The 26,374-nt window shown below is 69.3% G+C and carries 27 protein-coding genes and 1 pseudogene; 16 read left to right on the top strand and 12 right to left on the bottom strand.

What is annotated here, in order from left to right; genetic code table 11:
* From ACIA5H_RS18095 to ACIA5H_RS18135, 9 genes and pseudogenes are all read left to right on the top strand, one after another.
* The gene (locus ACIA5H_RS18095; RefSeq protein ID WP_397076842.1) at positions 1-1,401 is read left to right on the top strand and encodes a nucleotidyltransferase family protein; all 1,401 of its coding nucleotides are present in this window, start codon (positions 1-3) and stop codon (positions 1,399-1,401) included.
* Entirely contained in the window at positions 1,398-2,132 is a 735-nt protein-coding gene (locus ACIA5H_RS18100; protein ID WP_397076843.1) for an HAD family hydrolase, read from the top strand. The genes ACIA5H_RS18095 and ACIA5H_RS18100 overlap by 4 nt, the downstream gene beginning before the upstream one ends.
* A complete protein-coding gene (locus ACIA5H_RS18105; protein WP_397076844.1) occupies positions 2,117-3,058 on the top strand; it encodes a diacylglycerol/lipid kinase family protein in 942 nt (313 codons plus the stop codon). The genes ACIA5H_RS18100 and ACIA5H_RS18105 overlap by 16 nt, the downstream gene beginning before the upstream one ends.
* The gene (locus ACIA5H_RS18110) at positions 3,055-3,915 is read left to right on the top strand and encodes an SDR family NAD(P)-dependent oxidoreductase (protein ID WP_397076845.1); all 861 of its coding nucleotides are present in this window, start codon (positions 3,055-3,057) and stop codon (positions 3,913-3,915) included. The genes ACIA5H_RS18105 and ACIA5H_RS18110 overlap by 4 nt, the downstream gene beginning before the upstream one ends.
* 164 nt (positions 3,916-4,079) lie before the next feature.
* The gene (locus ACIA5H_RS18115) at positions 4,080-4,208 is read left to right on the top strand and encodes a hypothetical protein (protein WP_379250880.1); all 129 of its coding nucleotides are present in this window, start codon (positions 4,080-4,082) and stop codon (positions 4,206-4,208) included.
* 90 nt (positions 4,209-4,298) lie between these two features.
* A pseudogene (locus tag ACIA5H_RS18120) lies at positions 4,299-4,427 on the top strand (transposase); the annotation flags it as partial.
* 182 nt (positions 4,428-4,609) lie between these two features.
* The gene (locus ACIA5H_RS18125) at positions 4,610-4,933 is read left to right on the top strand and encodes a transposase (protein ID WP_397076846.1); all 324 of its coding nucleotides are present in this window, start codon (positions 4,610-4,612) and stop codon (positions 4,931-4,933) included.
* Positions 4,934-5,003: 70 nt separating this feature from the next.
* Positions 5,004-5,132: a hypothetical protein gene (locus ACIA5H_RS18130; RefSeq protein ID WP_397076847.1), complete on the top strand. Its 129-nt coding sequence runs from the start codon at positions 5,004-5,006 to the stop codon at positions 5,130-5,132.
* A gap of 299 nt (positions 5,133-5,431) precedes the next feature.
* The gene (locus ACIA5H_RS18135) at positions 5,432-7,489 is read left to right on the top strand and encodes a polyprenyl synthetase family protein (RefSeq protein WP_397076848.1); all 2,058 of its coding nucleotides are present in this window, start codon (positions 5,432-5,434) and stop codon (positions 7,487-7,489) included.
* A gap of 282 nt (positions 7,490-7,771) precedes the next feature.
* Here ACIA5H_RS18135 and ACIA5H_RS18140 read toward each other — a convergent pair whose 3' ends face one another.
* Positions 7,772-8,062: a transposase gene (locus tag ACIA5H_RS18140; protein WP_397076885.1), complete on the bottom strand. Its 291-nt coding sequence runs from the start codon at positions 8,060-8,062 to the stop codon at positions 7,772-7,774.
* A complete protein-coding gene (locus tag ACIA5H_RS18145; protein ID WP_379250876.1) occupies positions 8,059-8,163 on the bottom strand; it encodes a transposase in 105 nt (34 codons plus the stop codon). Before ACIA5H_RS18145 ends, ACIA5H_RS18140 begins: the two co-directional genes overlap by 4 nt.
* A gap of 98 nt (positions 8,164-8,261) precedes the next feature.
* Here ACIA5H_RS18145 and ACIA5H_RS18150 point away from each other — a divergent pair, with 98 nt between their 5' ends.
* A complete protein-coding gene (locus ACIA5H_RS18150; RefSeq protein ID WP_397076886.1) occupies positions 8,262-8,540 on the top strand; it encodes a hypothetical protein in 279 nt (92 codons plus the stop codon).
* Here ACIA5H_RS18150 and ACIA5H_RS18155 read toward each other — a convergent pair.
* Positions 8,528-8,944 (bottom strand): hypothetical protein, encoded by a 417-nt coding sequence (locus ACIA5H_RS18155; RefSeq protein WP_379250874.1) that lies wholly within the window; start codon positions 8,942-8,944, stop codon positions 8,528-8,530. The genes ACIA5H_RS18150 and ACIA5H_RS18155 overlap by 13 nt on opposite strands.
* Before the next feature lie 404 nt (positions 8,945-9,348).
* Positions 9,349-9,759, bottom strand: a complete 411-nt coding sequence (locus ACIA5H_RS18160; protein ID WP_397076849.1) for a DUF4189 domain-containing protein — start codon at positions 9,757-9,759, stop codon at positions 9,349-9,351.
* Positions 9,760-11,310: 1,551 nt separating this feature from the next.
* Here ACIA5H_RS18160 and def point away from each other — a divergent pair.
* From def to ACIA5H_RS18175, 3 genes are read left to right on the top strand one after another with little or no spacing between them, the layout of a single operon-like run.
* Positions 11,311-11,877 carry a peptide deformylase gene (def, locus tag ACIA5H_RS18165; RefSeq protein WP_379250866.1) on the top strand — a complete coding sequence of 189 codons (567 nt, stop codon included), beginning with the start codon at positions 11,311-11,313 and terminating at the stop codon, positions 11,875-11,877.
* Positions 11,877-12,800, top strand: coding sequence for a methionyl-tRNA formyltransferase (fmt, locus tag ACIA5H_RS18170; RefSeq protein WP_355070719.1), 924 nt, complete (start codon positions 11,877-11,879; stop codon positions 12,798-12,800). The genes def and fmt overlap by 1 nt, the downstream gene beginning before the upstream one ends.
* Entirely contained in the window at positions 12,797-14,467 is a 1,671-nt protein-coding gene (locus tag ACIA5H_RS18175; RefSeq protein WP_397076850.1) for a transcription antitermination factor NusB, read from the top strand. The genes fmt and ACIA5H_RS18175 overlap by 4 nt, the downstream gene beginning before the upstream one ends.
* Before the next feature lie 6 nt (positions 14,468-14,473).
* Here the strand turns inward: ACIA5H_RS18175 and ACIA5H_RS18180 are convergent, their stop codons facing one another.
* Together ACIA5H_RS18180 and ACIA5H_RS18185 are read right to left on the bottom strand one after the other, a co-directional pair.
* Positions 14,474-15,337, bottom strand: coding sequence for an RNA polymerase sigma factor SigF (locus tag ACIA5H_RS18180; protein ID WP_355070723.1), 864 nt, complete (start codon positions 15,335-15,337; stop codon positions 14,474-14,476).
* On the bottom strand, positions 15,337-15,759 hold the full coding sequence (locus ACIA5H_RS18185) for an anti-sigma factor (RefSeq protein ID WP_355070725.1): 423 nt from the start codon (positions 15,757-15,759) through the stop codon (positions 15,337-15,339). The genes ACIA5H_RS18180 and ACIA5H_RS18185 overlap by 1 nt, the downstream gene beginning before the upstream one ends.
* A 96-nt stretch (positions 15,760-15,855) precedes the next feature.
* On the opposite strand from ACIA5H_RS18185, the gene rpe reads away from it, so the two are divergent.
* Positions 15,856-16,512: a ribulose-phosphate 3-epimerase gene (gene rpe / locus ACIA5H_RS18190; protein WP_355071047.1), complete on the top strand. Its 657-nt coding sequence runs from the start codon at positions 15,856-15,858 to the stop codon at positions 16,510-16,512.
* 6 nt (positions 16,513-16,518) lie between these two features.
* Here the strand turns inward: rpe and ACIA5H_RS18195 are convergent, their stop codons facing one another.
* Complete coding sequence (locus tag ACIA5H_RS18195; protein ID WP_364425738.1) at positions 16,519-16,989, bottom strand: hypothetical protein; 471 nt, start codon at positions 16,987-16,989, stop codon at positions 16,519-16,521.
* Between the two features lie 563 nt (positions 16,990-17,552).
* Here ACIA5H_RS18195 and ACIA5H_RS18200 point away from each other — a divergent pair.
* Positions 17,553-18,176: a riboflavin synthase gene (locus tag ACIA5H_RS18200; protein ID WP_379250860.1), complete on the top strand. Its 624-nt coding sequence runs from the start codon at positions 17,553-17,555 to the stop codon at positions 18,174-18,176.
* Between the two features lie 581 nt (positions 18,177-18,757).
* On the top strand, positions 18,758-19,342 hold the full coding sequence (locus tag ACIA5H_RS18205; RefSeq protein ID WP_397076851.1) for an NAD-dependent epimerase/dehydratase family protein: 585 nt from the start codon (positions 18,758-18,760) through the stop codon (positions 19,340-19,342).
* Positions 19,343-19,349: 7 nt separating this feature from the next.
* Here ACIA5H_RS18205 and ACIA5H_RS18210 read toward each other — a convergent pair whose 3' ends face one another.
* The 5 genes from ACIA5H_RS18210 to ACIA5H_RS18230 form a co-directional block, all read right to left on the bottom strand.
* Positions 19,350-20,495, bottom strand: coding sequence for a MarP family serine protease (locus ACIA5H_RS18210; protein ID WP_379256263.1), 1,146 nt, complete (start codon positions 20,493-20,495; stop codon positions 19,350-19,352).
* A 142-nt stretch (positions 20,496-20,637) separates the two neighbouring features.
* Entirely contained in the window at positions 20,638-23,349 is a 2,712-nt protein-coding gene (locus ACIA5H_RS18215; protein ID WP_397076852.1) for a fumarate reductase/succinate dehydrogenase flavoprotein subunit, read from the bottom strand.
* Positions 23,346-24,086: an ABC transporter ATP-binding protein gene (locus ACIA5H_RS18220; protein WP_355078881.1), complete on the bottom strand. Its 741-nt coding sequence runs from the start codon at positions 24,084-24,086 to the stop codon at positions 23,346-23,348. Before ACIA5H_RS18220 ends, ACIA5H_RS18215 begins: the two co-directional genes overlap by 4 nt.
* Complete coding sequence (locus ACIA5H_RS18225) at positions 24,083-24,943, bottom strand: ABC transporter permease (protein WP_379256260.1); 861 nt, start codon at positions 24,941-24,943, stop codon at positions 24,083-24,085. Before ACIA5H_RS18225 ends, ACIA5H_RS18220 begins: the two co-directional genes overlap by 4 nt.
* Positions 24,940-26,367, bottom strand: a complete 1,428-nt coding sequence (locus ACIA5H_RS18230; RefSeq protein ID WP_397076853.1) for an ABC transporter substrate-binding protein — start codon at positions 26,365-26,367, stop codon at positions 24,940-24,942. Before ACIA5H_RS18230 ends, ACIA5H_RS18225 begins: the two co-directional genes overlap by 4 nt.
* Positions 26,368-26,374 lie beyond the last annotated feature (7 nt).

Consider the following 26,374-nt stretch of genomic DNA (forward strand, 5'->3'; position numbering starts at 1 on the left):
ATGACCGACACCGTGATCGCCGCGGACGGGACCGACGCCGAACGGCTGCTGGTACACGCCGCGCTGGCCGCACCCAGCGGCGAAGAACGCGCGGAACTGGTCGAGCTGGCCCACCGGGTCACCGATTGGGCGGCCTTCTTCGAGTTGGCACAGCTCAACGCGACCGTCCCGCTGGCGCGGCGCTCGCTGATCGCCGCCGAGGTGTACGAGCTGGTGCCGCCCCTGGTCCGGGTGCGGTTCGACGCCGTCACCGAGCGGATCGCGACCGCCAACGACCGCCGCCTGGCCGGGGCGGTGGAGCTGGTGCGGCGGCTCGACGAACGCGGTGTGCGCTGCGTGGTGCTCAAGGGCATGCTCTTCGCCACCGAGATCTACCGCGACCCGCGCTACAAGCGCATGAACGACCTGGACATCCTGCTGGAACCGGACCAGGTCGACACGGCCGTCGAGGTCTACCGTGAACTCGGCCTGTTCGCGACCTCGGAGCTGCTCGGCAAGCCGCCCAAGGCGCGGGCCGAGCGATCCCACCACCTGCCGTCGTTCGTCTCGCGCGACGGCGCGCTCGTGGTTGGCACGCACTGGGGCCTGATCACGCCGCTGGCGCCCTACACGGTCGACTACGCCGCGATATGGAAACGTGTGCGTCCCATCGACTTCCACGGCGTACCCGCGTGGGCGATGGCGCACGAGGACAACCTGCACCATCTGGGCATCCACCTGCCCTACTACAAAACCGGCGTACGCGAACTCGGCGACATCTGGAACCTGGCCCGATACGCGGGCACGGACCTCGACTACGACCTGCTTTCCGCTCAGATCGCGGCGGCGGGCAGCGAGGGCCTGATGTACCACGCCCTCGCCCTCGCGCACCGGCTGGTGCCGAACCCCGACTTCGCGGCGCTGCTGGACCGGATCGCGCCCCGCGTGGACCGATTCACCCGCGCCGACACCGCGCGCAAGGTCGCCGACGTGCACACGTTGCTGCGCAGCCGTTCCACCCACACCTCCCGGATCGAGAAGGCCTACACCGAATTCAATATGACCGCTGACGCGCGGGAGAAGCTGGACGGCTTCGCGCGGCTGTGGTCCGGGCTGCTCCTGGTCCCCGGCGCCGAGGCGGCCAGGATGAGTTCGCTGCGTAATCCGGGCGCGGCGGCCGCCGTCGGGGCCCGCTTGGTCGCGCCCTACCGTCTGACCAGGGTGTTCCAGCGTGACCTCGGCCGGTGGCTGTTCCCCGCCGCGCTGGCCAAGACGGTCTACGACCTCGGCGCGGCATACGCTGGGGAACTCCGGTCCCGCACCGGGCTCGGCGGTGCGCGGCCGCCCGGCATCGACGACTACGCCGCCCGCCTCGGGCTGACCAGAGCGGACCTGCGAGCAGTACTGGACAGCCAGGAATGAGCCCACGGCCGACCGTGCTGTGGGATCTGGACGGCACGTTGATCGGGCAGCGGCGGCGCACCTTCGCGACGCTGATGCCCGCGGGCGCGGCTTGGGTGTTCCGCGATCTCGTCCCACCGCACCGCTTCCTGCCCCTGCTGCGCCGCACGATGGGTGACGTGCGCGCCAACGACAGCGACCACACCAACACGGAGCTGATGGTGCGGCTGCTCGCCCAGCGTCTCGGCACCGGCCGTGACGTGGTCGCGGACCGCCTCACCCGGTTGGCCGAGGTCGAATTCGCGCGGCTGCGCGCGTGTTTCCCGCCGCGCCCGGCGGCGGTGGCGACGGTGCGCGGGCTGGCGGAGGCGGGTGCGCGGCAAGTGGTCGCGACCAACCCGCTGTGGCCGCGCAGCACCGTCGAGGCCAGGATCCGTTGGGGCGGAATCGATCTCGCTTCGTTCGCCTTCGTCACCAGCGGTGACACCATGCACCGCGCCAAGCCGCGGCTCGAGTTCTATCGCGAACTGCTCGACCAGTTGGGCGCGGCCGCGGGTGACTGCGTCATGGTCGGCAACGACCCGGCTCACGACGGTCCCGCCGCGCAACTGGGCATCCCGGTCTTCTTGATCGGCCCGCCCACCACCGGCATACCGCCGGCCGTGGCCCGGACCGGACTGGTCACGGTGGGGGATCACCACGCACTACGCCGATGGCTCGGCATCGAGGAGGATTCGTGCTCGTCGTCCTGAACCCGCGAGCGAACGCGGGTACCGCGCTGCGGCGCTGGGAGCCGGTGGAATCCGCCCTGCGCGACCGTCACCCGCACCTGTCGGTCGAACTGCCCGCCGACGCGGGGCACGCCACCGACGTCGTGCGCGCGGCCGTCACCCGACCCGATCCGCCGCCGGTGCTGGTCGCCGCGGGCGGCGACGGAATGGTCAACCTGGTGCTGAACGCGCTCATGGACCCGGCCACCGACCACCCGCGCGCTCCCGGCTGCGCACTGGGCGCGGTGGGGCTGGGCAGTTCGAACGACTTCCACAAACCGGTGCCCGGCACCGGACGTATCGGCACCGTTCCGGTGCGGGTCGACGCCGCGCGCGCCGAATTCGTCGACGTGGGCAAGGCCTGCGTGCTGCTGGCCGACGGCACGCGCGCGGTGCGCTATTTCCTGCTCAACGCCAGCATGGGGCTGGTCGCCGCGGGCAATCATTCCTTCAACCACGCCACCGGGGTGGTCGGCTGGCTCAAGTCGCGCAGCGTGGAGGCCGCCATCATCGCCACCGCACTGGCCACCCTTGCCACCCATCGGCCGCTGCCCGTCGCCGTTCGTGGCGGCGACTGGAGCCACGCGGCCCCGATCACCAACATCGGCGTGCTCAAGAGCGTGCACTTCGCCGGCGGCATGCGCTACGACACGGCGGTCACCCGCGCCGACGGCCGGTTCGATGTGAACATCTGGGCCGAGGCGGGGAAGCTCAGGACGCTCGGCTTGGTCGCGGGACTGTACGCGGGCCGATTCCGGCGGTCGCCGCTGGCGATATGCCATCGGGATTCGGTCGTGGAGCTGCGGCCGGATCGTCCGGCGCCGCTGGAGTTGGACGGCGAGGTCACGATGGTGGAGTCGGCGCGGCTGGAGGTTCTGCCGCGGGTACTGAAGGTGTGTGCCGCGTGACGGTGGTGCTCGTCACCGGAGCGGCCAACGGCATGGGCGCGGCCACCATGGAACGCCTTGCGGCGCTGGGGTACACGGTCGAGGGATGCGACCGGGTCGCCGCGTCCGGAATCGCCCGGGTCGACGTGCGCGACGAAGAGGCGGTGAACCGCTGGGTTCGCGACGTGCACGCCAGGCACGGCAGCATCCATGCGGTCGTCACCTTCGCGGCGTACGGCGTCGTCGGCGCGGTCGAGGAGACCACGCCCGCGGAGGCCGCGGCGCTCTATGACACCAACGTCCTCGGCACGCACCGAGTACTGCGCGCGGTGCTGCCGTTGCTGCGCGCCCGAGGCGCAGGCCGCGTGATCGTCGTGAGTTCGGGAGCGGGCGCCGTCGCCGAGCCATACGGCGGTTGGTACTCGGCTACGAAGGCCGCCGTCGAGCGGATCGGCGAGGCTGCGCGCATGGAGGCCGCCGGGTCGGGCATCCAGGTGTCGGTGCTCATCCCGGGATGGACGGTCACCCCGATCATCGACACGGCGCGACACGTGTCGAGCCCGATCTCCGCCTACGACCACGACCGCGCCGCCGTTCTGGACCTCGTACGCGGCTACTTGGCCGCGGGACAGCCCGCCGCCGCGGTGGCCGACAAGGTCGCGATGATCCTGGCCTCGGACCGGCCACGGCAGACCTACCTGTGCGGCCGCGACGTCCGCTTGTCCTTCTGGACCCGCAGGCTGCTCCCGAGCCGGGTATACGAGCGAATGGTGCGCCGATACTACGGTTTCCGGCCGGAGCCTGCCCGCCCGCTGCCGAACGCCCTGCTCGGCGAGCTGCGGGCCACCACTGGTCTGCGGTCACCGACTAACGGCTGACCAGGGCTTTTCCGCTGCTGCTCTGCCACTACAAGCGGGCCACCGCCCTCTGCCACCGCGACGGAGTCAAAGACACACCCAGCCTCGACCACTGCGTCCCTGGTTGCGGCAACGCTATACGCACCGATCAGCACGCTACCCAGCTCCGCGAGCGCGCCACCGCCATGGACATCCGGGCCGCCCGGGTTCCCGGCCCACTCGGCGACCGGCTACGCGCCAACGCCAACAAGCTTCGAGGCTACGCCGACAGCCATGACCGCACCCGCATCACCGTGACCAAGGATGCCCGATGAAAACCGACGAGCGCGACCAGATCCGCGCCGCGATGGAGATCGCGTCCACCCTCGCAGCGAGCGATCCGCCATGCCTGGCTCACCGACCAGATCCGGGCCGTGCACGCCGCCTCCCGCGGCACCTACGGCGCCCCGCGGGTGCACGCCGAACTCACCCTCGGTCTCGGTATCGGTGTCGGATACAACCAGGTCGAGCTGTTGATGGCGCGTGCCGGGATCAAGGGCCTGCCCGGCGTCAAGCGCGCACGCCCACGGCATCAGACCCCGACCGCCGGTGACCTGGTCAACCGGGCGTTCACCCGATCACGACCGAACCAGTTGTGGGTCACCGACATCACCGAGCGCTACACCTGGGAAGGCAAGGTCTACTGCGCGGTCGTGCTCGACACCATTCCCGGCGGGTGGTCGGCTGGTCGATCGACTCGACCCAGACCGCGGCGCTGGTCACCAACGCGCTCGGGATGGCGATCTCGAACCGATCGCCGGCATCCGGCACGATCATTCACTCCGACCACGGCGTTCAATTCACCTCGTGGGCCTTCACCGACCGCGCCCGCAAGTCGGGGCCGGTGCCCTCGATGGGCTCGATCGGCGATTGCTACGACAACGCCATCTTCGACTACCTCGAGATCTTCCACAACCGACGCCGCCGTCACTCAGCCCTCGGTATGCGGACACCGATCGAGTACGAAATGATGCAACCGTCCATCCAACTCGTGGCCTGAAGTCCAGCATCTCGACTCCACGAAACAGGGGGAACATCACGGTTTCTCCGACACCACACTGTTCACGGGTTTGGCTGTGCAACTGGGCTGGTTCACCGCGAGCGTGCTGGTCGGACTGGTCGCTTTCCATCTGCGCACCCGATCGGCGCTCGGTCCCACGATGGTGATCGACGTGCCCGGACAGTCGGCGAAGCATTGACCGGTGTCCCGCACCACCTCTGGGGAGTCGTGCGGGACAACCGGTTTCGCCGGCAACGGGAGATTTACACCGCGGTACGCGCCGGGTCGGTGGCCGGGCAGTGGTAGAGCCCACCGCGCAAGCGTTCCAAGTCCGGCGCTGCGGAAGTGGAGGCCGGGGTTTACCGGCGGCGTCGATCGGGGAGGTATTCACCCCAATACATGCACCGACCGACAAAGGCGAAATTTATCAAAAATGGCTGATATCAACAACTTTCGCAAAAGATTTGTGTCAAACTTCGGTGATCGCTGGTGTTGTAGATGGTCGATGTAGTCAGTCAGGAGTGCCCCGTGCCACGTGAAATAGATTTGGCTGTCTTCCCGCATCTGGAGGCGGATTTGGACCGCGTCCGCGACGTTCTCGGCCTCGTGCAGTTGCCGGGCAGGCCTGAGCTGGCCGTACTCACCGACGAAGGGCCGGACAGCTCTCGGCGCCTGGTGCGTCCTACTTTGACGTTGTTGTCGTACTACCTGCTCACCGATCCCGCCGTCCCGGCCGATGACCGGGTGGTGCGCGCCGCGGCTGCCGTGGAGTTGCTGCACCTGGGTTCGCTCTACCACGACGACGTCATCGATCACGCGTATGAGCGCCGAGGCCATCCCAGTGCCAACGCGGTGTGGGGTTCGCATCTCGTTGTATTGGGTGGGGACTCCGCGATATTCGCGAGCGGGCGCATGTTGGCCGAACTCGGCCAGCGTGAAGCTCTCGCGGGTATGAGCACGGGTGATCGGATGTGCGCGGGCATGGTGATCGAGGCCACCGACCAGCATGTGGCCTCTCGCAGTGAGCAGTCCTACCTGGACGCGATCGACGGCAAAACAGCGGCGCTGCTGTCGCTGGCATGCCGAGTGGGCGCGATGCAGGCCGGGCGCCCCGAGGATGAGGAAGAGGCGCTGGCCGAGTTCGGCCGACACTTCGGGTTGGCCTACCAGCTGCGTGATGACATCCTCGATTTGACCTCGACCGCCGAAGAAATGGGCAAGCCCGTCAACGCGGATCTGCCCGAGGGCATCTACACACTTCCCGTAATCCGCGCCGCTGCCCGCGACCAGGGCCTTGCCCGACTGCTGGGCAGAGCGATGACGGGTGAGGAAGCCACCCGCGTCCGGAAGATCGTCATCGCTTCCGGTGCCGTGGACGAAGCACAAGCGGTGGCCGAGGAATTCATGGACCGGGCTGTCGGTCAGCTCGCCGCTGTGGCCGCTGACCCGCGCGCTCGCGAGATGATGGCTGCTTATGCTCGGTCCGCACTCGATCGGCGAGCTCCGCTGCCCGCGGTCTCCCCGCTCTCGACGCAGGCACCCCCGGTCCACCGTGGGGAGGGGTTCTCGCCGGAGGTCGCTCGAGGGGTGAAAAGTTGGCTGGTGGATACCGGCCTCGCCGCCTCCCCGGCCGAGTTGGACCATCGCCGGTGGGCAGGATCGTTCCAGCTGCTGGAACACCTGTTTCCAGTCATGGCCCCCGAGGGGGCGAACCATGAACAGAGCGCCGCCTGCCTGGGCATACTGTGCTTTCTGTGGGATGACCTGTTCGAGGATCCGCAGCTGACCGACCCCGAAGCCATCACCGCGCTGAGGCGTGGCATGGTGGCAACGCTGCGCCAGGACCCGGAGAAACCGTGGAGCTCCGGCGCTCTCTCGACGGCCTGGGCGAGTTTGTGGCCACACCTGCGTGAGGGCCGCAGCACCCGCTGGCAGGAGAAGTTCCTCGACGACATCGAGGCGTGGTACGAAGCCGCCGAACGCGAAACACACCATCGCCTCAACGGCTACATCCCCTCCACTACCGACTACCTGCCACTGCGAAGGGCGACCAGCGGATTCGAGACCGCCATCGCCATATTGGAGATAGTCAACGACCAGGAAATCCCACCGACAGTCCGCAGCCACCATGCGATCCGCCGTCTCGAAGAACTCGCCTTCTTTGTGGCCTTCGTAAAGAACGACCTGGTGGGAATCGATCAGGACGAGGCAGACCAAGTCCCCTACAACCTGGTCAGAGCCATCCGTCACGAGACCGGCTGCACCCGCGAAGAAGCCATCGAGCAGGTGCGGCGCCAGTTGACCGAGCAACGCGCCCAACTCGACGCGGCGGCCCGCTACATCCCCAAGCTCTTCCGGTTCCTTCCCGGCCATTCCGGCCTGGGGAAGAAATACGAGTCGATCTACGGAAGCGTGACGAACATGGCGCGGCGGGTACCCGATAGCGATCGGCACGCGCAATCGTCCGGTTCCCAAGCGCCGGAGCCGGACTTCGAACGCTTGCGCCGTGAGATGTACTACTACCCGGCCGCCGAACCCGCTTCTACCGCACCGTAAGTCCCCAGAGCCGGCAAAGTCGGGTGTCCCGCGCGATCCACCAGTGGTGATCGCGTGGGACGCCCTCTCAGCGCTTGCCGGAGCGGGCGCGCAGGTGAAAGCGACCAGTCCGACGGGGACGCTCACGGTGAACCAGGCTGGATTCGACGATAAAAGGGGTCGCCGTAGTACTCGCCGAACAGCGGGGCGGATATGGGAATAGCCGCAGCTGAGGACGCTGTCGGTGGCGACGTCCGGATCCAAGACCTGCATTCCGCACCCGCAGGGTCAGGAAGCGGGAACTCATGGCGGCGGCCGGGTTGTCCGGGCCGGTGCGGGTGCCGTGGCGCCAGATGACGTGGCGCAGCAGGGGTTCTCCGGTGTCCAGGACGAGTTGTTTGACCGTGGAATGTGGTGTGCGGTAACGCGGTTGGGGCGTCGGCCGCGGCCGGACCGTTCCGGTGTCTCGGGCACAGCGTCTGCGGGGCGCACCGTGATGGTCGCGGGCACGCCGACGACATAGGGCAGGTCACGGTTGGTGAGCCCTTGGCGGAATTCGGCGGTCTGTCCGTAGCCGGCGTCGGCGACGATCAGCGGCGGCGCGGCGAGGTGGTGACGAACTGCTGCAGACGCTGATGATCCACATCGAGACGCTTCGCCATCGGCTGCATCGACTTACGCCGCCCGTCCAGCATCAACCCACCCGCATACACCCCTGCTGTGGCAACCCGTCTTTGCGTCCCAGCGACGAGAACACCTCACCGAGGCCGGCCTGACCGAACTCGACCCGTTCCTGCGCGGTCTCGACCAGGACCACGACGCGGCGGTCGCCGGCCTGACCGTGGGCTACAGCAACTGCCCGATCGAGGGCGTGAACGCGAAGACGAAGCTGATCAAGCGACAAATGTATGGCCGGGCCAGCTGGGTCACCCCCGGCCCTTCCGCCGCGGCGCGGGCATCGCGATCGACCACGCCCGCAGGACGCGCCGTCCGCCAAGTCGGTAGCACCAAAGGCATCGCCCGGAACTCGTCCCCGACCTGCCGAGGAGCGGTGGCCGGTCAGTCACCGTAATGATCGTGTGTCTCGAACTCGCCGAAGTCGTCCTGTAGCCAGCCCAGGTCGCGCCAGGTCCCCGTGCCGTCGAGAGGGCCCGCGTAAACGATCTCCAGGTAGCTGCCAGACTGGTCGTCGAGCCGCAGGCGGCGGCCTCGGCTGTACAGGAACACCGACACGCTGATGTCCGGCTGTCCGTCGATGTACTGCATGCCGAGTACTCCCTCCCACGACACCTGGAGGGACGGACCGGACGGCTCAGGACCTCGGACGAGACAGGAGAACCCGTCCTCGGCCTCGCTCGCGTCGACTACGGTCACCTGCTCACCGAGGTGAGTGGCGAGGCTGGCGGCGAGGATGTCGATCGTGGACCTCCACCGGTTGGATAATGGGTTGGCCTCGAGGCCATTCTCGACCGTCATGGCCAATCGGTCCTTTCCCGCGCTCTCAGTGCGGCGGTGTGGCGCTGGTTGCTGCATCCGGGCAGCGGCTTCGTCGATCAGGTCCTGCGCTCGGACCGAAATTGAGACAGAGCCGGATGGCTGGACAGACCCAGTATCAGCTCCTTCGGCACCGCATCCTGCTCGCATAGCCCGGCACCACCGGAAGTGAGCCAGAGCCGTTTACCCGACACTCCCGCGCATCGACGGCGTGGAATCCAAGTGCGCTGGCTGGCGCGGTTCATGCACAGTGACTTCTGCTGTTCGGCCGGTGCCAGTGTCCGTTGCCATTTGATGTGACGCAGAAGATGGGTCGTGAGCGGCCGTGCGCCAAGTATGGAGGGGTGTCGGCCCGACATTTTGCCGAGGACCGTGCGGGAACTGGATCAAGGCCGGGTGCAGGCGTGGTCGCGATTGAATGAGCCGGCGCTTCCGGTGCCGGTGGGGAGGTTGCGGGTGGCGTCTGCGTATGCCTCCCCTGGGGTCGACCCTTTACCGAAGCCCACGATCGGGAACCCTGCGACGATCGCGAGCGGACTCGTCACGACTGCACCGCAGCCGTTCGCGAACGTCACCATCATCCGGCAGTCGATGATGCCTTGACCCTTGCACGCTCGGTCGGCGGCTTGAATGGCGTCGGCTTCCGTCGGGTGGTTGACCGAAAACGCGTAGACATTGCCCCACACGCTGAGGGAAACGGCGCCCCAGTTGACCGGGTCGGCGGCGGCGGGCGGTGCCGCGAGGACGGCAGCGGCGCTCACCGAGAGCGCGGCGGCCGCAAAGAACTTGTTGAGCATGTGGTGTGTGCTTCCTCTGCGCGCCGACTAGGTGCGGCGATCGCATGGAAGATACCGCAGCGCATGGACGCGGGGTCGCCCCAAAAGTCTTGGGGTCACGGCAAAGACCGTCACGAACTGCGGCGTTCGCGAGGGCTGAGATCGATGGGGCTCGCGCGCCACTGATGGCCCGTGCAGGCCGCGGCCGCCACGCTGACCGATTCACCGACAAACGGCGCCAGAATTGACCAGCACAACCATGATGAGTGTTCGCCGTAGCCGTTGCACGACAGAGGCGCCGGATGCTCACGCTGTGATGAGCAACCCGAGACTTTTGGGGTTGTGCTGTTCGTGAGCTTTGCAGCGGAAGGCGGGAGCAGTCGCTAGAAGCGCAGTTCTCGTATCGTGTTGGGGTCGATTCCGTGGCGTGCGTAGATCTTGATCGTGTTTTCGCCGGTGAGGTCTGCTTCGGTATAGCCGAGGTGTGCCGGGGTCGGACCACGACCACGGCGACGGCGTCCGGGCGGTGCTGGGCGCACCAGCGGCGGGTGCGGGCAAGAATCGAACTGGTGGCCAGGTACTGGCGGGTCCTGTCCAGGTCTTCGTGGCGGATGCGTTCCACTCCGACATACCCGTCCGGCCCGGACGCCGGTTCCCGCAATGCCATCACCACCAGTGACCGGTGTGGCGGTTCCGGCAACCTGGCCAACGCCTCGGCGATGGATCGGCCGGGATCATCAACAAGCGACACGACAAGCCTCCTCGATCACTAGGGCAGGGGCGTGCCTCGCCCACAGCGGGTGAGACGCAGCGAGGAACGGGCGCGCACAGAGCGGCGCGGGTCGCGCGACGGTGGCTGAATCACCAGAGAGCGCGGGGCGGGGCCGGTGGACGTGCCCTGGAGGGGGACGGGCGCATCCACCATCGCGCCTCGGCGCCGGGTGAAACAGCGGGCAACAGCCCACGCGGGCAGCATCGAGCTCGACCGACGGAAAAGCGAAAGTGACTATCCCCTCGGGGAACCCGAACCCCTGCAGGCAGCCTAGCGCGCTTTGGACGAGGCAGCCGGACATCGGCCACCGCCAGCCGCGGGCTGAGGCGCGGAATCTCCGCGCGAACTGCTACGTACGGCAGCGAGGCGACTCTGCATCGACGATCGTCTGCGGGCGGGGGGTTTCGGCGCACCGACTCGGCTGGTTCAGTGCGGACCGGTGGATGCGATGCGCATGAGCACCTGGTTGATGGGGTGGTGACGCCGTCACCACTTCGCTGGTGACGCCGCCATCACCGCCGCAGTCGAAACTGCTCTGAACTGCGGTTTTGACGCCGTCACCAGAATCCCTTTACCTTCTGTACTGAAATTCACCGATGCGTTGTGAACCTACAGGTGAGAAGTAGGTCAGGTGTCATCGACAGGTCGCTGACCAGGGCTTTTCCGGGCGGCCGGGCGGAGGGATCGACACCCCGCCCGGACCGCATAGGAGTTGTACCAGCTTCCGGCTGGCGAATCGGGGATTTCCGGTCGTCTCACTAGAATGGGGCGACCGTATTCGTCGCTTCCGGGAGCCAGCCGTGACCATCCAGCCCGTTCGCCTGTTCGGCGATCCCATCTTGCGTGCCCGCGCCGCGGAGGTCACCGCGTTCGATCGTGATCTGCGGCAGCTGGTGACCGACCTGACCGAGACGATGCACGACGACGGCGGTGTCGGGATGGCCGCGCCGCAGATCGGGGTCGGGCTGCGCGTGTTCGTCTACGACACGGGCGACGCCGCGGGGCATCTGGTCAACCCGCGGTGGGAGGTCGTCGGCGACGAGGAGCAGGTGGGGCCGGAAGGCTGCCTGTCGATTCCCGGCGTGCGCTACGACACGCGCCGGGCCCTGCGGGTGCGGGCAACCGGTGTGGACGCCGACGGCGCACCGGTCACGTTCGAAGCCGAAGGGTTGCTGGCGCGGTGCGTGCAGCACGAGACCGACCACCTCGACGGCGTGCTGTTCATCGACCGTCTCGACCCGGCCCAGCGCAAGGAGGCGATGCGGGTGATCCGCGAATCCGATTGGTTCGCGGCGGGCTCGACGGTGCGCCCGGCCCGTTCGATGAGCGGTGCGGGTCGGCCCAACCCGTTCGGAGCGGGCCGCTGATGCGCGTCGTCTTCGCGGGCACCCCGGAACCGGCGGTTCCGTCGCTGCGGCGTCTGCTGGAATCGGCGCGCCATGAGGTCGTCGCCGTGGTGACGCGGCCGGACGCGGTCGCGGGGCGCGGCCGGAAGGTGACCAGGTCGCCGGTCGGTCTGCTGGCCGACGAACACGGCATCCCGGTGTTCACCCCGCGGCGGCCGTCGGAGCCGGAATTCGTCGCGCGGCTCACCGAATTGGCGCCGGACTGCTGTCCCGTCGTCGCCTACGGCGCGCTGCTACCCCAGCAGGTGCTCGACATCCCGCGCTTCGGCTGGATCAACCTGCATTTCTCGCTGCTGCCCGCGTGGCGCGGCGCGGCGCCGGTGCAGGCCGCGATCGATGCGGGCGACGAGATCACCGGCGCCTCCACCTTCCAGATCGAGGCCGGACTGGACACCGGCCCGGTCTTCGGCATGGTGACCGAGAAGATCACCGTCACCGACACCGCGGGCACTCTCCTGGAGCGGCTGGCCGACAGCGGCTCGCGCCTGCTGGAAGCGACGCTCGACGGAGTGGAGGACGGGAGCTTGCAAGCGGTCCCGCAGTCCACCGACGGTGTCTCGTACGCGCCGAAGGTCGGCGTCGAGGTCGGGCACGTGCGCTGGGATCTGCCCGCGCTGGCCATCAGCAGGCGGATCCGCGCGGTCACCCCCGCGCCGGGGGCGTGGACCGAGGTCGGCGGCACCCGGTTGAAGCTGGGGCCGGTCGAGTTGGTCGAGGAGGAATTGCCGGAGCGGGTGATCGAGGTCCGCAAGTCCGGTGTGTTCGTCGGCACCGCGACCACCGCGGTGCGGCTCGACCAGGTGCAGCCGCAGGGCAAGCGCATGATGGCCGCGCTCGACTGGGCGCGCGGCGCCCGCCTGCAGCCGGGCGCGGTGGTCGAATGACGCGCGGCAATCGGCCCGGCGACGGCAACGCACGCGACCGGCGGCGCGACGAACGAGAGTCCGCGCCGAATCGTTCCGGCGAGGCAGGCCGGGCACGCGCGCAGGGCGGCGGGAAGCAGCAGGATCGCGACGCGGCGGACAGGTCACGGGCGACCGGTCGGCGTTCCGGCGGTGGGCGCGCCGAGACGGGCGGCCGTGATCGCGACGAACGGCGCGGCTCCACCGGACGACGCTCGGCGGCGGGCCGATCGGACCGTTCCACCGGCGGGCGCCCGGCTTCGCAAACCGCGCCGCGCCAAGGGGCCAAAGCCGCCGGACGACCGCATCGAAGGGAATCCGCCGACCCGCCGCGGTCGGTCGCCAGGGATGTGCTGCGGGCGGTCCGTGAGCGCGATGCCTACGCCAATCTCGTTCTGCCCGCGCTGCTGCGAGAACGGGGATTGTCGGGTCGGGACGCCGCACTGGCCACCGAACTCGCCTACGGCGCGTGCCGGTCGCTGGGGCTGCTGGACGCGGTGATCGCCGAAGGCGCGGGCAGGCCGATCGAGGAGATCGACGGACCCTTGCTGGACGTGCTCCGGCTCGGCGTCTACCAGTTGCTGCGCACCCGGATCGGCGCGCACGCCGCCGTGGACACCTCCGTCGCGCTGACGCGCGCCGAATTCGGTGCGGGCAAAGCAGGTTTCGTCAATGCGGTGCTCCGGCGCGCGGGGGAGAAGACCCCCGAGCAATGGGTCGACGCGCTCGCGCCCGCCGACCCCCTCGGCCGGTTGGCGTTCGAGTACGCCCATCCGGTCTGGATCGCGCAGGCGTTCGCCGACGCGCTGGGCGCGCGAGCGGCGGAACTGCGCGACGTGCTCGCCGCCGACGACGCCCGCCCGCTGGTGCACCTGGTGGCCCGTCCCGGCGACATCACCGCGGAGGAACTCGCGCTGGTCACCGGCGGCGAGGAGGGCCGCTGGTCGCCGTACGCGGTCTATCTGGACGGCGGCGATCCCGGCAAGCTGGAGCCGGTCCGCGAGGGCATGGCGGCAGTGCAGGACGAAGGCAGCCAACTGGTGGCGCTGGCGTTGACCAGGGCGGCGCTCGACGGCCCGGACACCGGTCGCTGGCTCGACCTGTGCGCGGGACCGGGCGGCAAGGCCGCGCTGCTGGGGGCGATCGCCGCGATCGACGGCTTCCGGGTGGACGCGGTCGAGCCCGCCGCGCACCGCGCCGAGCTGGTCCGCAAAGCCGTGCACGACCTGCCGGTGGACGTGCACGTCGCCGACGGCCGCGCCAGCGGACTGACCCCGGGCTACGACCGCATCCTGGTCGACGCCCCCTGCACCGGCCTCGGAGCGCTGCGCCGCAGACCTGAGGCGCGCTGGCGGCGCACCCCGGCGGACGTCCGGGAACTGGTGGTGTTGCAGCGCGAATTGCTCACCGCCGCATGGGATCTGCTGCGCCCCGGCGGGGTCGTGGTGTACTCGACCTGCTCGCCGCATCTGCCGGAGACGGTGTCCATCGTCGCCGATGCCGTGCGCCGCCTCGGCGCCGAGCAGCTCGACACCCGCGAACTGCTGCCCGGCGTCACCGATGTCGGCGACGGGCCGGGGGCACAGTTGTGGCCGCACCGGCACGGTACCGACGCCATGTTCGTGGCGGCGCTGCGCAAGCCGCGCTGAGCGCGGTCATTCCCGGCTGGATTGCTCCCGCAAGCGGGCGAGGGTCTTGGCGAGGATGCGCGAGACGTGCATCTGGGAGATGCCCATCTGCTGCGCGATCTGCGTCTGGGTCATCGATTCGAAGAACCGCATGGTGAGGATGCGTCGTTCCCGCTCCGGCAACCCGGCCAGCAGCGGACGGATCGCGACGTACTCCTCGACCCGATCGAACTGGGACTCCTCCTCGCCGAGGGTGTCCAGGAGCGAGGCGTCGGTGTCGCGGCCGAGCGTGGCCGCGTCGATCGAACTCGGCTGGTAGGCGTTGCCCGCGATGACCGCCTGGGTCACCTCGTCCGGGTCGACGTCCAGCTCGGCGGCGATCTCCTTCGCCGTCGGCGAGCGGCCGAGAGTCTGGGAGAGACTGTCGATCGCCGCGCCGATGCGTAGGTGAGTCTCCTTGACACGCCGCGGCACTCGCATCGCCCAGGTGTTGTCGCGGAAATACCGGCGGACCTCACCCATGATGGTCGGCACCGCGAAAGACAGGAAGTTGGAGCCGCGCTCGACGTCGAAACGGTCCACCGCGTGCACCAACCCCACCCGCGCGACCTGGGTCAGGTCGTCGAACGGCTCACCGCGCCCGCTGAACTTCCTGGCGATGTGGTCGGCGAGCGGAATGCAGCGGCTGATCAGTTCCGCGCGCAGCGCGCTGTGCCGCGCGGTCCCCGCCTCACTGGAGGCGAGCTGCTCGAAGAGCAATCCGACGTCGTCGTAACCGGGAACCGCGCCCGCCGCCTCCAGGGTCTCCTCGGCATCGGTCTCGTCCTCGGTGGTCAGCGTGTCGGCGTCGTCGTCGCGCTGGGAGTCGTACACGGTGTCTTCGTCCGCCACTACGCCTTCCCCCGGACCCGACGGAACTCGACCGTCGTCGGATATCCGGAGACCGTCGCGTCGAACGAATCCTGGGTCGCCTCCACCGAGTCGGTGAGGGTGCGCAGTACGTGCCAGCCGAAGCTGCGCTGATCGGGCAGCCCCGGCTTCTCCGCCAGGCCGTCGACCCGGACGAGCAACACGGTGTCGCCGACGGTGAAACGGCAGTTCAGGCTCGATTCCGGGGCGGCGACCGCGATCAGGGTCGAGCAGACCTCGTCGACGGCCAGCCGGATATCGGCCACCTCGTCCAGTGTGAAATCGCTGAGTAGGACGAGTGTTTCGGCGAGCCCACGCACGATGGGCAGTTGTGTCACCGACGCCGCCACCCGAATCTCCACCGGGGTGCTGTAGAGCCCCTGTTCCGCCGAAATATTGATCACCCTATGCAGGCTACCCACTCCCGCGCTGGACAACCCTGGGTACCGTTAGACTCCGGCGTTGTGTCCAACCCGATTCACCCGCGTCCGGCCGCTCCGATGATCGCCCCCTCCATCCTGTCCGCAGACTTCGCGCACCTCGCGGACGAAGCGGCGGCCGTCGCAGGCGCCGACTGGCTGCACGTGGACGTGATGGACGCGCACTTCGTGCCGAATCTCACGCTCGGCCTCCCGGTGGTGGAGAGCCTGCTGAAGGCGACCGAGATCCCCCTCGACTGCCACCTGATGATCGAGAATCCGGGCCGCTGGGCGCCGCCGTACGCCGAGGCGGGCGCGCACAACGTGACCTTCCACGCGGAGGCGACCGACGATCCGATCGCGGTGGCCCGCGACATCCGCGCCGCGGGCGCCAAGGCGGGGCTCTCGGTGAAGCCGGGCACGCCGATCGAGCCGTACCTGGAGATCCTGCGCGAATTCGACACGCTGCTGGTGATGAGCGTGGAACCCGGCTTCGGCGGGCAGTCGTTCATTCCGGAGGTGCTGCAGAAGGCGCGCGTCGTGCGGAACCTGGTCGATGCCGGTGAGCTGCGGCTGCTGGTCGAGATCGACGGCGGGATCAACGCCGACACCATCGAGGCGGCCGCGGAGGCGGGTGTGGACTGCTTCGTCGCCGGTTCCGCGGTCTACAGCACCGCCGACCCCGCGGCCACCGTGGAGAAGCTGCGCGGCCAGGCGGCCTCGGCGTGGGCCCGCTGAACGGTGCTAGCCGGTCCGCGTTCCACGCGCGGCGACCGCGCGGATCGTCTCGATCACCGCGCTGATCGGCGGGCGGCGGGCGCCGGCCTCCGGTGACCGGATCCACACGCGATACCCGGTGCGCTCGTCGTCCGGTGAGGGCAGCACCACTTGGCTGCCCGTGCAGGCCACCGCGGCGTAGAGACGGAACAATTCGGCCGAGACCGCCGGGCTGACGGCGTCCGGCCCGGCGGGGCCGGTGAGGAACGTCCAATGCTTGGCTCGCGGATGGTCGACCACCGGCCCGGCGATTCCGTCTTGGGCGAGTCGCCGTAGCACCTGCTCGCCGAGTTCGGCGGGCATGGTGACGGCGCCGTAGTCGACGCCGATGTGCAGGAGAATGCGGTGCGAACCGGGATCCATCGATGCGGGCAGCTGGAATTCGCGCCGATACCGTGAGCAGCGAACTTCCGGCGTCGAATCGAGAAATGTGGTCACACTGCGCCCCCAGCTGCGTTCGACCCAATTTGTCCCACTGTGTTCTCCGGCTTTCTCGAGGAGTGAACATCGTGTGGCAGGCTTCCCGCTTGTCGGGCATGTTCCCTGGTAGATCGTGTCACTGGACTGCATGGTCGGGAAAGTTGAACGCGAGAAGTCAGCCGCGTAACGATATCGCCTCCCGCGCCGTCCGAGCGCGGAATCTGCGTTATAACCGTGTTTCGTTCGGGTATCGAGAATGAATCCGCAATCTCTCTGTGGGGTAAATTAATTCGTGCGGTACGTCAAATGTCGCAGAATAATAATGGATATGTCGTCCGTCCGGGTGATCACGGCGGGTGTGGACATATTTCGTTCCATTTTCGATGGGACCGGCCGGTTCCGCCCGCCTCGGCCCGCCCTGCGGTCGGTTCCGGCGCGTCGCCCGGTCCGGCCTCGGCGGGCGCGGAACGCGGCTGTCTACGGCGACCCCGCGTCACTAGGCTGAGGAGGTGCGGGAATAGCGGCCGGGTCCCGCGCTGTTCCGCAACCGGAAGACAACGACGCGACAGGAGTCACAGCACATGTTCACAGGCATCGTCGAGGAACTCGGCGAGATCGTCGCCAGCGAGCAGCTGACCGACGCCGCGCGGCTGACGATCAAGGGCGAGCTGGTGACCTCCGATGCCGGGCACGGTGATTCGATCGCCGTGAACGGAGTGTGCCTGACCGTCGTGGAGGTGGTCGGCGGCGACTCGTTCACCGTCGACGTCATGGCGGAGACGCTCAATCGCTCCAGCATCGGCAAACTGGACGTCGGCGCCAAGGTGAATCTCGAGCGCGCCGCCGCTCTGAACAGCAGGCTCGGCGGCCACTTGGTCCAAGGCCACGTCGATGGCACCGGCACCGTGCTCTCGCGCACTCCGTCGGACAACTGGGACGTGGTGCGGATCTCGCTGCCCGAGAACATCGCCCGCTACGTCGTGGAGAAGGGGTCGATCACCGTGGACGGCATCTCGCTCACCGTCTCCGGCCTCGGCGTCTCCGACGAGCCCGCCGAGACCGGCAGCGGCGACTGGTTCGAGGTCTCCCTCATCCCCACCACGCTCTCCCTGACCAACCTCGGCTTCGCCACCGTCGGCACCACCGTCAACCTGGAAGTCGACGTGATCGCCAAGTACGTCGAACGCCTCCAGCAGCGCGGCTGACAGTGGCCGCCCCGCTCGTCCCCGCCCGCCCAAGAGGCTGCGCGGCGGAGATCGCGTTCCTGACAGAGCTGCCGCGACGCCGTCATACGAGCTGCCACCCCCACGGGGAGTCACGGTGACCGCCGACCGCGCGAGTTCGGTGAGCATCGTCTCGACCGGTCGGATCGGTATCACTCCGGCAGGCCAGCGAATCGGCATCGCTACGGGCTCCGAGCGAGGCGAGACAGATCAGGCCCAGCCTGCGCCCGAGCGGGCATCCGAGACACCCTCCCATCTGCCAACCGGCAGGCGCGGATGGCCGCTACGAGCTCAGACCTCGAGACGCCGTGGCAGCCGACGGTTTTCATGCCGGGCGGCGGGCCGCGGCGAACATACGGGTCGGTTGATCCCAGCACCGAGCGCCCAGCGCACCTCGACCACGACTTTCGAGCGAAGCGAGACCGAGCATGCGCAGTTCGCGGCCCGGCTCGCGTCCGAGCGGCCGCCGCGTCCGCGACGAAGTCGCCAGCGGCGGTCGCTCGGACGCGAGCCATGAGGGGGCCGCGAACACGCAGCGCCGCAGGCGCTGCAAAATAAACACCGTGCGCATCTTCTTGGCCGGTGCGACCGGCGTTATCGGAGTCCGCTTGCTTCCGCTGTTGATCGAGGCGGGGCACGAGGTCGCGGGGATGACCCGATCGGCGGGGAAGGCCGATCCTTTGCGGGCGCTGGGGGCCGAGCCGGTGGTGTGCGATGTGTACGACGCCGACGCCCTGTCCACCGCCGTGGTCGGGTTCGGGCCCGACATGGTGATGCATCAGCTCACGGACCTGCCGGACGACGCGGCGCTGCTGCCGGAGCGGGCCGAGGCGAACGCGCGCATCCGAACCGAGGGCACCCGTAACTTGATCGCCGCCGCGCGGGCGGCCGGGGCGAAACGCTTTCTCGCCCAGAGTATCGCGTGGGAGCCGCCCGCGGGCCGGGGCGCGGTGATCCAGGAGCACGAAGCGGCCGTGCTGGACTTCGACGGCGTGGTGGTGAAGTACGGCCAGTTCTACGGTCCTGGCACCTACTACGAGACCGAGCTGCCCGCGCACCCGCGCGTGCATGTCGACGATGCCGCGGAGCGGACCATTCCGCTGCTGGATGCCTCGAGCGGTGTGGTGATCATCGCCGACGCGTCCTGACCGGCGGTCAGGACGCGCAGGGGCCGGTGTCGACCGGGCGGTCGGAGCGCCACCCGTGGTCGAGCCGGTCGAGGACTTCCGGCAGGCTCGTGGCGAATCCGACATTGCTGTTGTTCTCGTCGACACCGAACACGATGCCCAGCACCCGGCCGTCGCGGTCGACCAGTGGCCCGCCCGAATTGCCGTGCTGGATCGAACCGTCCAAGGTGTAGATCTCGCGTTCCCCGACACCGGTGCGGTAGATGTCGCGCACCTGGCGTTCGGCCCGGCCGCGCACCCGCGTGGCGGACGCGGTGTAGGACCCGCCCCTGGGGTAGCCGAGCGCGATCGCGTCGTCGCCGGGATCGGCCGGTTCGGGCGCGACGGTCAGGGCGGGCGCGGTGAGCCCGGGGACGGCGAGCACCGCGATGTCCATGGTCGGATCGAACCGCACCACAGTCGCGGTGAGCGATCCGGCCGCGGTGTCGACGGAGACTTTGCTGGAGCCCGCGACGACGTGCGCGTTGGTCAGCACGCGCTCCGGCGCGATGACGAATCCGGAGCCGGACTGGCGCACGCCGCAGGTCGGCGCGAGATCCTGGACGCGAAGCACACTCTGGCGCAGTGCGGCGGGCATCGGTCCCGCGACGATGCCCGGATCGGGCGGCGCGAGCGGGCGGCCGAGCCCGGCGTCCACGATCGGTCCGGTGAGCACTTCCGACAGTCCGGACAGCCAGAACGGCGCGACGTCGTCGACGGTCCGCACGGTCGTCGAATCACGCACCAGGGCGGACGATTCCAGCGGTGCGGCGAACAGCCACACCACCAGCGGCACCGCGAGCGCGTAGGCGAGACATCCGCAGACGGCGTCGGCGCGTTGCGCGACGGGATCGGACACCGTCGCGCGTGCGGCTCGTCCGGCCCGGTGCCCGGCGACCGCGCCGAACGCGACCAACCCGGCGACCACCGTCAGCGCGAGCAGGAGCCGCACGGCGCCGGGGGCCAGCTGACCGAACACCGTGGCCGAGAGCGCCGCGCCGAGAATCGCTCCTGCCAAGGCGCCCGCGAAACCGGGCAGCCCCACGATCGCGCCGCGACGCCAGCCGAGCACCGCGGCCACCACGACGGTGGTGAGCACGGCGAGATCCAGCCAGTTCGGCAAGGTCAACGCCATACTCCCGTCGCTGCTGGTGGACAACGGCGACGGATTCGTCGTCGGCCGCCCCGTCGCCATCCGGCTGTGTCACGGCCGACGAGTCGGCAACGGTCGAGCCGCTAATCTAATCAGCGATTCGAGCTGCGGCAACCACGCCGCGCTAGGCCGTCGGCTGGGTGGCCAGCGCTCGCCGGGCATACGCGCGCACGTCGGCATCGGTGTCGTCGATCGCGGCGCGCAGCGCGTCGTGCGCGGCGGGCAGGTCCGGCCACGCCGACAGCGACAGCACCGCCGCCTTGCGGACGTCGAGATGCGGATCGTGCAGTGCCGCAGCCAGGATCGGCACCGCGAGGTCCGGGTCGGCACCCGCGAGCCCGCGCGCCGCGCCGACCCGGATCTGCCAGGCCGAGTGACGCAGGGCGCCCGCCAGCGCGGTGACGTCGGCCGGCTCGGCGCCCAGCTGCGCGAACGCGGTCAGGGCCGCGGCGCGGACAAGCGGGTCTTGGTCGTCGGCGAGGCGGCGGATCACCTCGGCCCCGCCGTCGCCGATGGCGGCCAGGCCTTGGGCTACCGCGATCCGCACTTCCCGGTTGCCGTCGGCGGCCAGGGTGGCGACGCCGTCCCGATCGTTCAGCGAGACCAGCGCGCGGACCGCCTCGATGCGGACGCGATGATCCTCGTCCGCCAACGCCGCGCGGTAGTGCGCGGGTTCGCCTGCCCGCAGGGCGCGCAACAGATCGATCACCGTGGACCGGACGACAGGGTCGGCCGAGCCGAGCCGGTCGGAAAGTCCTGCCGCCGAGGGCAACACCTCGACGAGTTCGCGCAGGCTGGCCGCGGCGGCGCGCCGGACCGAGGCCGCCGTGTCATCCAGCGCGTCGCCCAGGGCGGTCGCGAAGCCCTCCGGGGTGTGCTCGGTCAGCACCGAGATCGCCGCGGCCCGCACGCCCGCGTCGGCATCCGTCAGATAGCTGGACAATTGCTCCATGGTGGGCTCGTCGAGCGCGAGCAGCGCGACGATCCGGGGAGACGGGGGAGTGGCGGGCTGCGCCGGCGAACCGGCCGCGGTGCGATCGTGCTCAGCGCCGCCGCCGGTGTGCGGCGCACGGCCGACGACCTGGTGCGGCTGGTGCACCGGCACCACCTCGGCATCGGCCGAGGGCAGGTCGTCGAGCCCGGGCACCGGAACCAGGTACGGCGCCACCGGCCGCTTCAGGAACGCCATGGTTCCGTCGGGGTTCTTGCGCAGGTTGAGGTGGTATCGCCATTCGACATCGTCGCGTTCGGGTAGGTCGGCGCGCTCGTGGTAGAGGCCCCAACGGGATTCGGTCCTGGTCAGTGAGCTGCGGGCGGCCATCTCGGCGCAGTCGCGGATGAACGACACCTCCACCGCGCGCATCAGCTCGTGCGGGGTCCGCGCGCCGATGCCCTCGACCTCCCCGCGCATCCGGTCGAAGGTCTCCACCGCGATGGCCAGCTTTGTCGCCGTCTTGGGCGGCGCGACATAGTCGTTCACGAAACGTCGCAGCTTGTATTCCACCTGCGGTTGCGGCGGCCCCTCCGGCTGGCGCAGCGGCCGGTAGATCAGCTCGTGGGCGGCGGCCAGTTGGTCCTCGGGCAACTCGGCGGGCACGGCGACCTCGTCCAGGGTGGACGCGGCGTGCGCACCGGCGAGATCGCCGAAGACGAACGCGCCGATCATGTAGTTGTGCGGCACGCACGCCAGATCGCCCGCCGCGTACAAGCCGGGCACCGTGGTGCGCGCGTGCTCGTCGACCCACACTCCGGAGGCGGAATGGCCACTGCACAAACCGATTTCGGAGATGTGCATCTCGATGTCGTGGGTGCGATAGTCGTGGCCGCGGTTGGCGTGGAAGGTGCCTCGGGTGGGTCGCTCGGTGGTGTGCAGGATTCCTTCGAGCGTGCTCAGCGTCTCGTCGGGCAGGTGCGACACCTTCAGGTAGATGGGACCGCGCGCGGATTCGATCTCGCGCTTGACCTCGGCCATCATCTGGCCGGACCAGTAGTCGGAGTCGACGAAGCGTTCGCCTTCGGCGTTGACCTGGTAGCCGCCGAACGGGTTGGCGACGTAGGCGCAGGCCGGGCCGTTGTAGTCCTTGATCAGCGGGTTGATCTGGAAGCATTCGATGCCGCTGAGTTCGGCCCCGGCGTGGTAGGCCATCGAGTAGCCGTCGCCCGCGTTGGTCGGGTTCTCGTAGGTGCCGTACAGGTATCCGCTGGCGGGCAGCCCGAGCCTGCCGCACGGCCCGGTGGCCAGGATCACGGCTTTCGCACCGACGGCAACGAATTCGCCGGTGCGGGTGTGCAGGGCGGCGGCGCCGACGGCGCGTCCGTCGTCGGTGAGCACGCGCACCGGCATGAGCCGGTTCTCGATGCGGATCCTCTCGCGCATCTTGCGCTGGCGCAGGACGCGATACAGCGCTTTCTTGACATCCTTGCCCTCGGGCATCGGCAGCACGTACGAGCCGGACCGGTGCACTCGGCGCACGGCGTACTCGCCGTACTCGTCCTTCTCGAACTTCACGCCGTAGCGTTCCAGCCGCTGCACCATGGCGAAGCCGCGCGTCGCGGTCTGGTAGATCGTGCGCTGGTCGACGATGCCGTCGTTGGCGCGGGTGATCTCGGCGACGTAGTCCTCCGGCTCGGCCTTGCCCGGGATCACGGCGTTGTTCACGCCGTCCATGCCCATGGCCAGCGCGCCGGAGTGCCGCACGTGCGCCTTCTCCAGCAGCAGCACGTTCGCGCCCTGCTCGGCGGCGGTGAGCGCGGCCATCGTGCCCGCCGTGCCGCCGCCGATGACGAGCACGTCGCAGTCCAGCCGAGTCCGTTCCGATAGCGGCGGAATGTTCACAGTTTCTCCAGGATCTCGGCCTTCGTCGCGGCCCGGTCGATGGCGTCCCTCGGGCTGGGCACCGGCACCAGCGCCCGCAGCGTGCCGCCGCCGAGCACGGCGATGCGGTCGCCGAGCAGCAGGGCCTCGTCGAGGTCGTGGGTGACGAAGACGATGGTGGTGGGGTGGGCGCGCCAGGTCTGGATCAGCAGGCGCTGCATGGTTTCCCTGGTCTGGGTGTCCAGTGCGCCGAAGGGCTCGTCCATCAGCACGGCGCGCGGCGCGGCGGCCAGGCTGCGCGCGAGCTGGACGCGCTGGCGCATGCCGCCGGACAGGTCGCGCGGCAGGTAGTCGGCGTAGCCGGTGAGCCCGACCTCGTCCACCCAGTGCAGGGCGGTGGCCCGCCGCTGGGCTCGCGGTGTGCCGCGCAGGCGCAAGGCGAGTTCGATGTTCTGCCGCACGGTGCGCCACGGCAGCAGCGCGTCGTCCTGGAACACCAAGGCGCGGTCGGCCGCGGGCCCGGTGACGTGGTCGCCGTCGGCCAGGATGGCTCCGTCCTCCGGCCTCCGCAGTCCGGCGACCGCGCGCAGCAACGTCGACTTGCCGCAGCCGGATTTGCCGACCACGACGAGGATTTCGCCCGGCGCGATGGACAGGTTCAGCCCGTCGAGCACCGGCTCGCCGCTATAGGCGATGCGGACACCGCTGAGACTCAAGGCCATTCCGGTCGATGCCGGTGCGTCGATCACTGTGGTCATGCTTCGACCTCCCTGGGCAGCCAGCGGGTGATGCGGCGGCCGGCCAGCTCGACCAGCCCCGATGTCGCGAAACCGAGGACGCCGATGGTGATCATGCCGACGAACACCGCCGGATAGTCCACGATGGTGTAGGCCTGCCAGGTGCGGTAGCCGACGCCGAGGCGTCCGGAGATCATCTCTGCGGAGATGAGACAGATCCACGCCACGCCGACGCCGACGGACAGCCCGCTGAAGACGCCGGGCAGGATGCCGGGGAACACCACGCGGGTGAGCACGTCCAGCCGGGACGCGCCCAGCGTGCGCACCGCGTCCTCCCAGATCGTGGGCAGTGCGCGCACCGCGTGCCTGGTGCTGACCAGCACCGGGAACAGCGACGCGGTGAACGTGATGAACACGATGCCGGACTCGTCGTTGGGGAACAGCAGGATCGCGACCGGCACCAGGGCGATGGCCGGGATCGGGCGGACGAGTTCGGCCAGCGGGCCGAAGGTGTCGGCGAGCAACCGCGACCGGCCCAGTCCGATGCCCGCGATCACGCCGACCACCGCCGCGAGCCCGAAACCGGTGATGATCCGGATCAGCGACTGCGCGATGTCCAGGTAGTACTGGTCGGAGCGCAACTGCGTGCCGAATTCGGCGACGATCTCGGTGACGGTCGGCAGGGTGTCGAACCGCAGGCCCGCCGCCCGCACGTTGTTGACCGTGAGCAGCTGCCACAGTCCGACCGCGGCGGCGACCGAGCCCACCCGCAGCAGGCGCGAGCGCCAGGCCGATCGCAACGCCGGCGTGGCCGCCGATCGGGTGGCGGCGGGTTCGGCCGCGGCCCGCACCGCCGGTGCGGCCAGTTCGCTGGTCATCCGCGTACTTCCGTGACGGCCTGGTCGTAGCCGACCGGCGTGGCGGACGGGTGCGCCTGCCGGTAGCGCTGCGCGGCCGCGGTGGTGGTGAAGGGCAGGTAGGCGGCGCCGTCGCGCAACCAGATCGACTTGTCGGCGAACCAGCGGGTGCCGAGTTCGGTGTCCGGGACGTAGGCGGCGCGGATCGTCCGGCCCTGCGCTTTCGCGGCCTGGACGGCGCGCAGCAGGCAGGTCGGGTCCGCGGCCGGTTGCGGCTTCGCCGCGCCGTCCACCCACAGTTCGCCGGCCAGCGCGGGGTTCTCCGCCGCTTTGCCGCAGACCGGGTCGGCACCGGTGACCCGGGTCGGGTTGGCGGTGGCGGCCAGGTCGCGGTCGTAGTCGCCGCGTCCGGTCTCCGTGTACGCCTTGCGCAGCGGCCCGTCATCGACGAACCGATCGATGTCGAGGTCGGCGAAGTCGCCGATCGACTTCAGGTAGGCCACATCGCCTTTGAGCGCGTTGACCAGGCTCGACTTGAGCGTGGTGTCGAAACTCGTTCCGCCGGGACCGTTGTAGAGATACACCACCTCCTGCGGCAGTCCGGACCCGTCGGCGACGATCTTGGCGGCTTCGAACGGCTTCTCCTGCAGGAACTGGGTGGCATCCAACTGCGCGGCCAGGAACGCCTGCAGGACCTCAGGGTGATCGGCGGCGTACGCGCGCCGGGCCACCACGCCGTGGAAGGTCGGCACGCCGAGTTCGGCGCCGTCGTAGAGCAGCTTGGCCTTGTTCTGGAAGACGACCAGACCGGGCCACGCGACGAACTGGGACAGCGCGCCCACTTGGTGGGATTCCAGTGCGGTCGCGCCGACCTGCGGCTGCTGGTTGAGCACTTCCACGCCCTTGGCCGGATCGATGCCCGCCCGGGACAGCGCCTGCACCAGCGTGCCGTGCCCGGCCGAGCCCACGCTGGCCGAGATCTTCTGGCCCGCCAGGTCGCCGATGCTGGTGGCCGCCGAATCGTTCGGCACGACGACCATGTTCAGCGCGCCCTTGGGGTTGTACCCGGTGACCGACACCAGTTCCGTCCGCGCGCGCTCGTTGACCTGGGTGCGAGACCCGTTGATCAGCAACGGGTAGTCGCCCATGGAGCCGATGTCGATCTTCTCGGCCACCATCTGCGCGGTGATCGGCGCGCCGGTGTCGTAGTCCTGCCACTCGACCTGGTACTTCGCCCCACCGTTGTCGGTGATCTTCTGTAGCCGCTGCTCGAGGTAACCCTGCGCGCGCAGCAAGGTGCCCGCGGTGACGGTGTTGATGGTCTTGGACTGGTAGCCGACGACCACCTTGACGGTGCCTGCGGGGGTGTCGTCGGAGTGCTCCAGCGAGCACCCGGTCAACGCGAGCGCGGCGGCGAGCAGGACGGGGGCGAGTTTCACTTTCATCGGTCTT

The organism is Nocardia sp. NPDC051900 (assembly GCF_044452545.1).
Classification (GTDB): domain Bacteria; phylum Actinomycetota; class Actinomycetes; order Mycobacteriales; family Mycobacteriaceae; genus Nocardia; species Nocardia sichangensis.

Bases quoted from the DNA above. Each gene is read 5' to 3' on its own strand.
- ACIA5H_RS18145 (WP_379250876.1), bottom strand. From the start codon at position 8,163: ATGCTGGACGGGCGGCGTAAGTCGATGCAGCCGATGGCGAAGCGTCTC.
- ACIA5H_RS18225 (WP_379256260.1), bottom strand. From the start codon at position 24,943: ATGACCAGCGAACTGGCCGCACCGGCGGTGCGGGCCGCGGCCGAACCC.
- ACIA5H_RS18095 (WP_397076842.1), top strand. From the start codon at position 1: ATGACCGACACCGTGATCGCCGCGGACGGGACCGACGCCGAACGGCTG.
- ACIA5H_RS18135 (WP_397076848.1), top strand. From the start codon at position 5,432: ATGGTCGATGTAGTCAGTCAGGAGTGCCCCGTGCCACGTGAAATAGAT.
- rpe (WP_355071047.1), top strand. From the start codon at position 15,856: ATGATCGCCCCCTCCATCCTGTCCGCAGACTTCGCGCACCTCGCGGAC.
- ACIA5H_RS18175 (WP_397076850.1), top strand. From the start codon at position 12,797: ATGACGCGCGGCAATCGGCCCGGCGACGGCAACGCACGCGACCGGCGG.
- ACIA5H_RS18220 (WP_355078881.1), bottom strand. From the start codon at position 24,086: ATGACCACAGTGATCGACGCACCGGCATCGACCGGAATGGCCTTGAGT.
- ACIA5H_RS18100 (WP_397076843.1), top strand. From the start codon at position 1,398: ATGAGCCCACGGCCGACCGTGCTGTGGGATCTGGACGGCACGTTGATC.
- ACIA5H_RS18210 (WP_379256263.1), bottom strand. From the start codon at position 20,495: ATGGCGTTGACCTTGCCGAACTGGCTGGATCTCGCCGTGCTCACCACC.
- fmt (WP_355070719.1), top strand. From the start codon at position 11,877: ATGCGCGTCGTCTTCGCGGGCACCCCGGAACCGGCGGTTCCGTCGCTG.
- ACIA5H_RS18160 (WP_397076849.1), bottom strand. From the start codon at position 9,759: ATGCTCAACAAGTTCTTTGCGGCCGCCGCGCTCTCGGTGAGCGCCGCT.
- ACIA5H_RS18230 (WP_397076853.1), bottom strand. From the start codon at position 26,367: ATGAAAGTGAAACTCGCCCCCGTCCTGCTCGCCGCCGCGCTCGCGTTG.
- ACIA5H_RS18200 (WP_379250860.1), top strand. From the start codon at position 17,553: ATGTTCACAGGCATCGTCGAGGAACTCGGCGAGATCGTCGCCAGCGAG.
- ACIA5H_RS18155 (WP_379250874.1), bottom strand. From the start codon at position 8,944: ATGACGGTCGAGAATGGCCTCGAGGCCAACCCATTATCCAACCGGTGG.
- ACIA5H_RS18115 (WP_379250880.1), top strand. From the start codon at position 4,080: ATGGACATCCGGGCCGCCCGGGTTCCCGGCCCACTCGGCGACCGGCTA.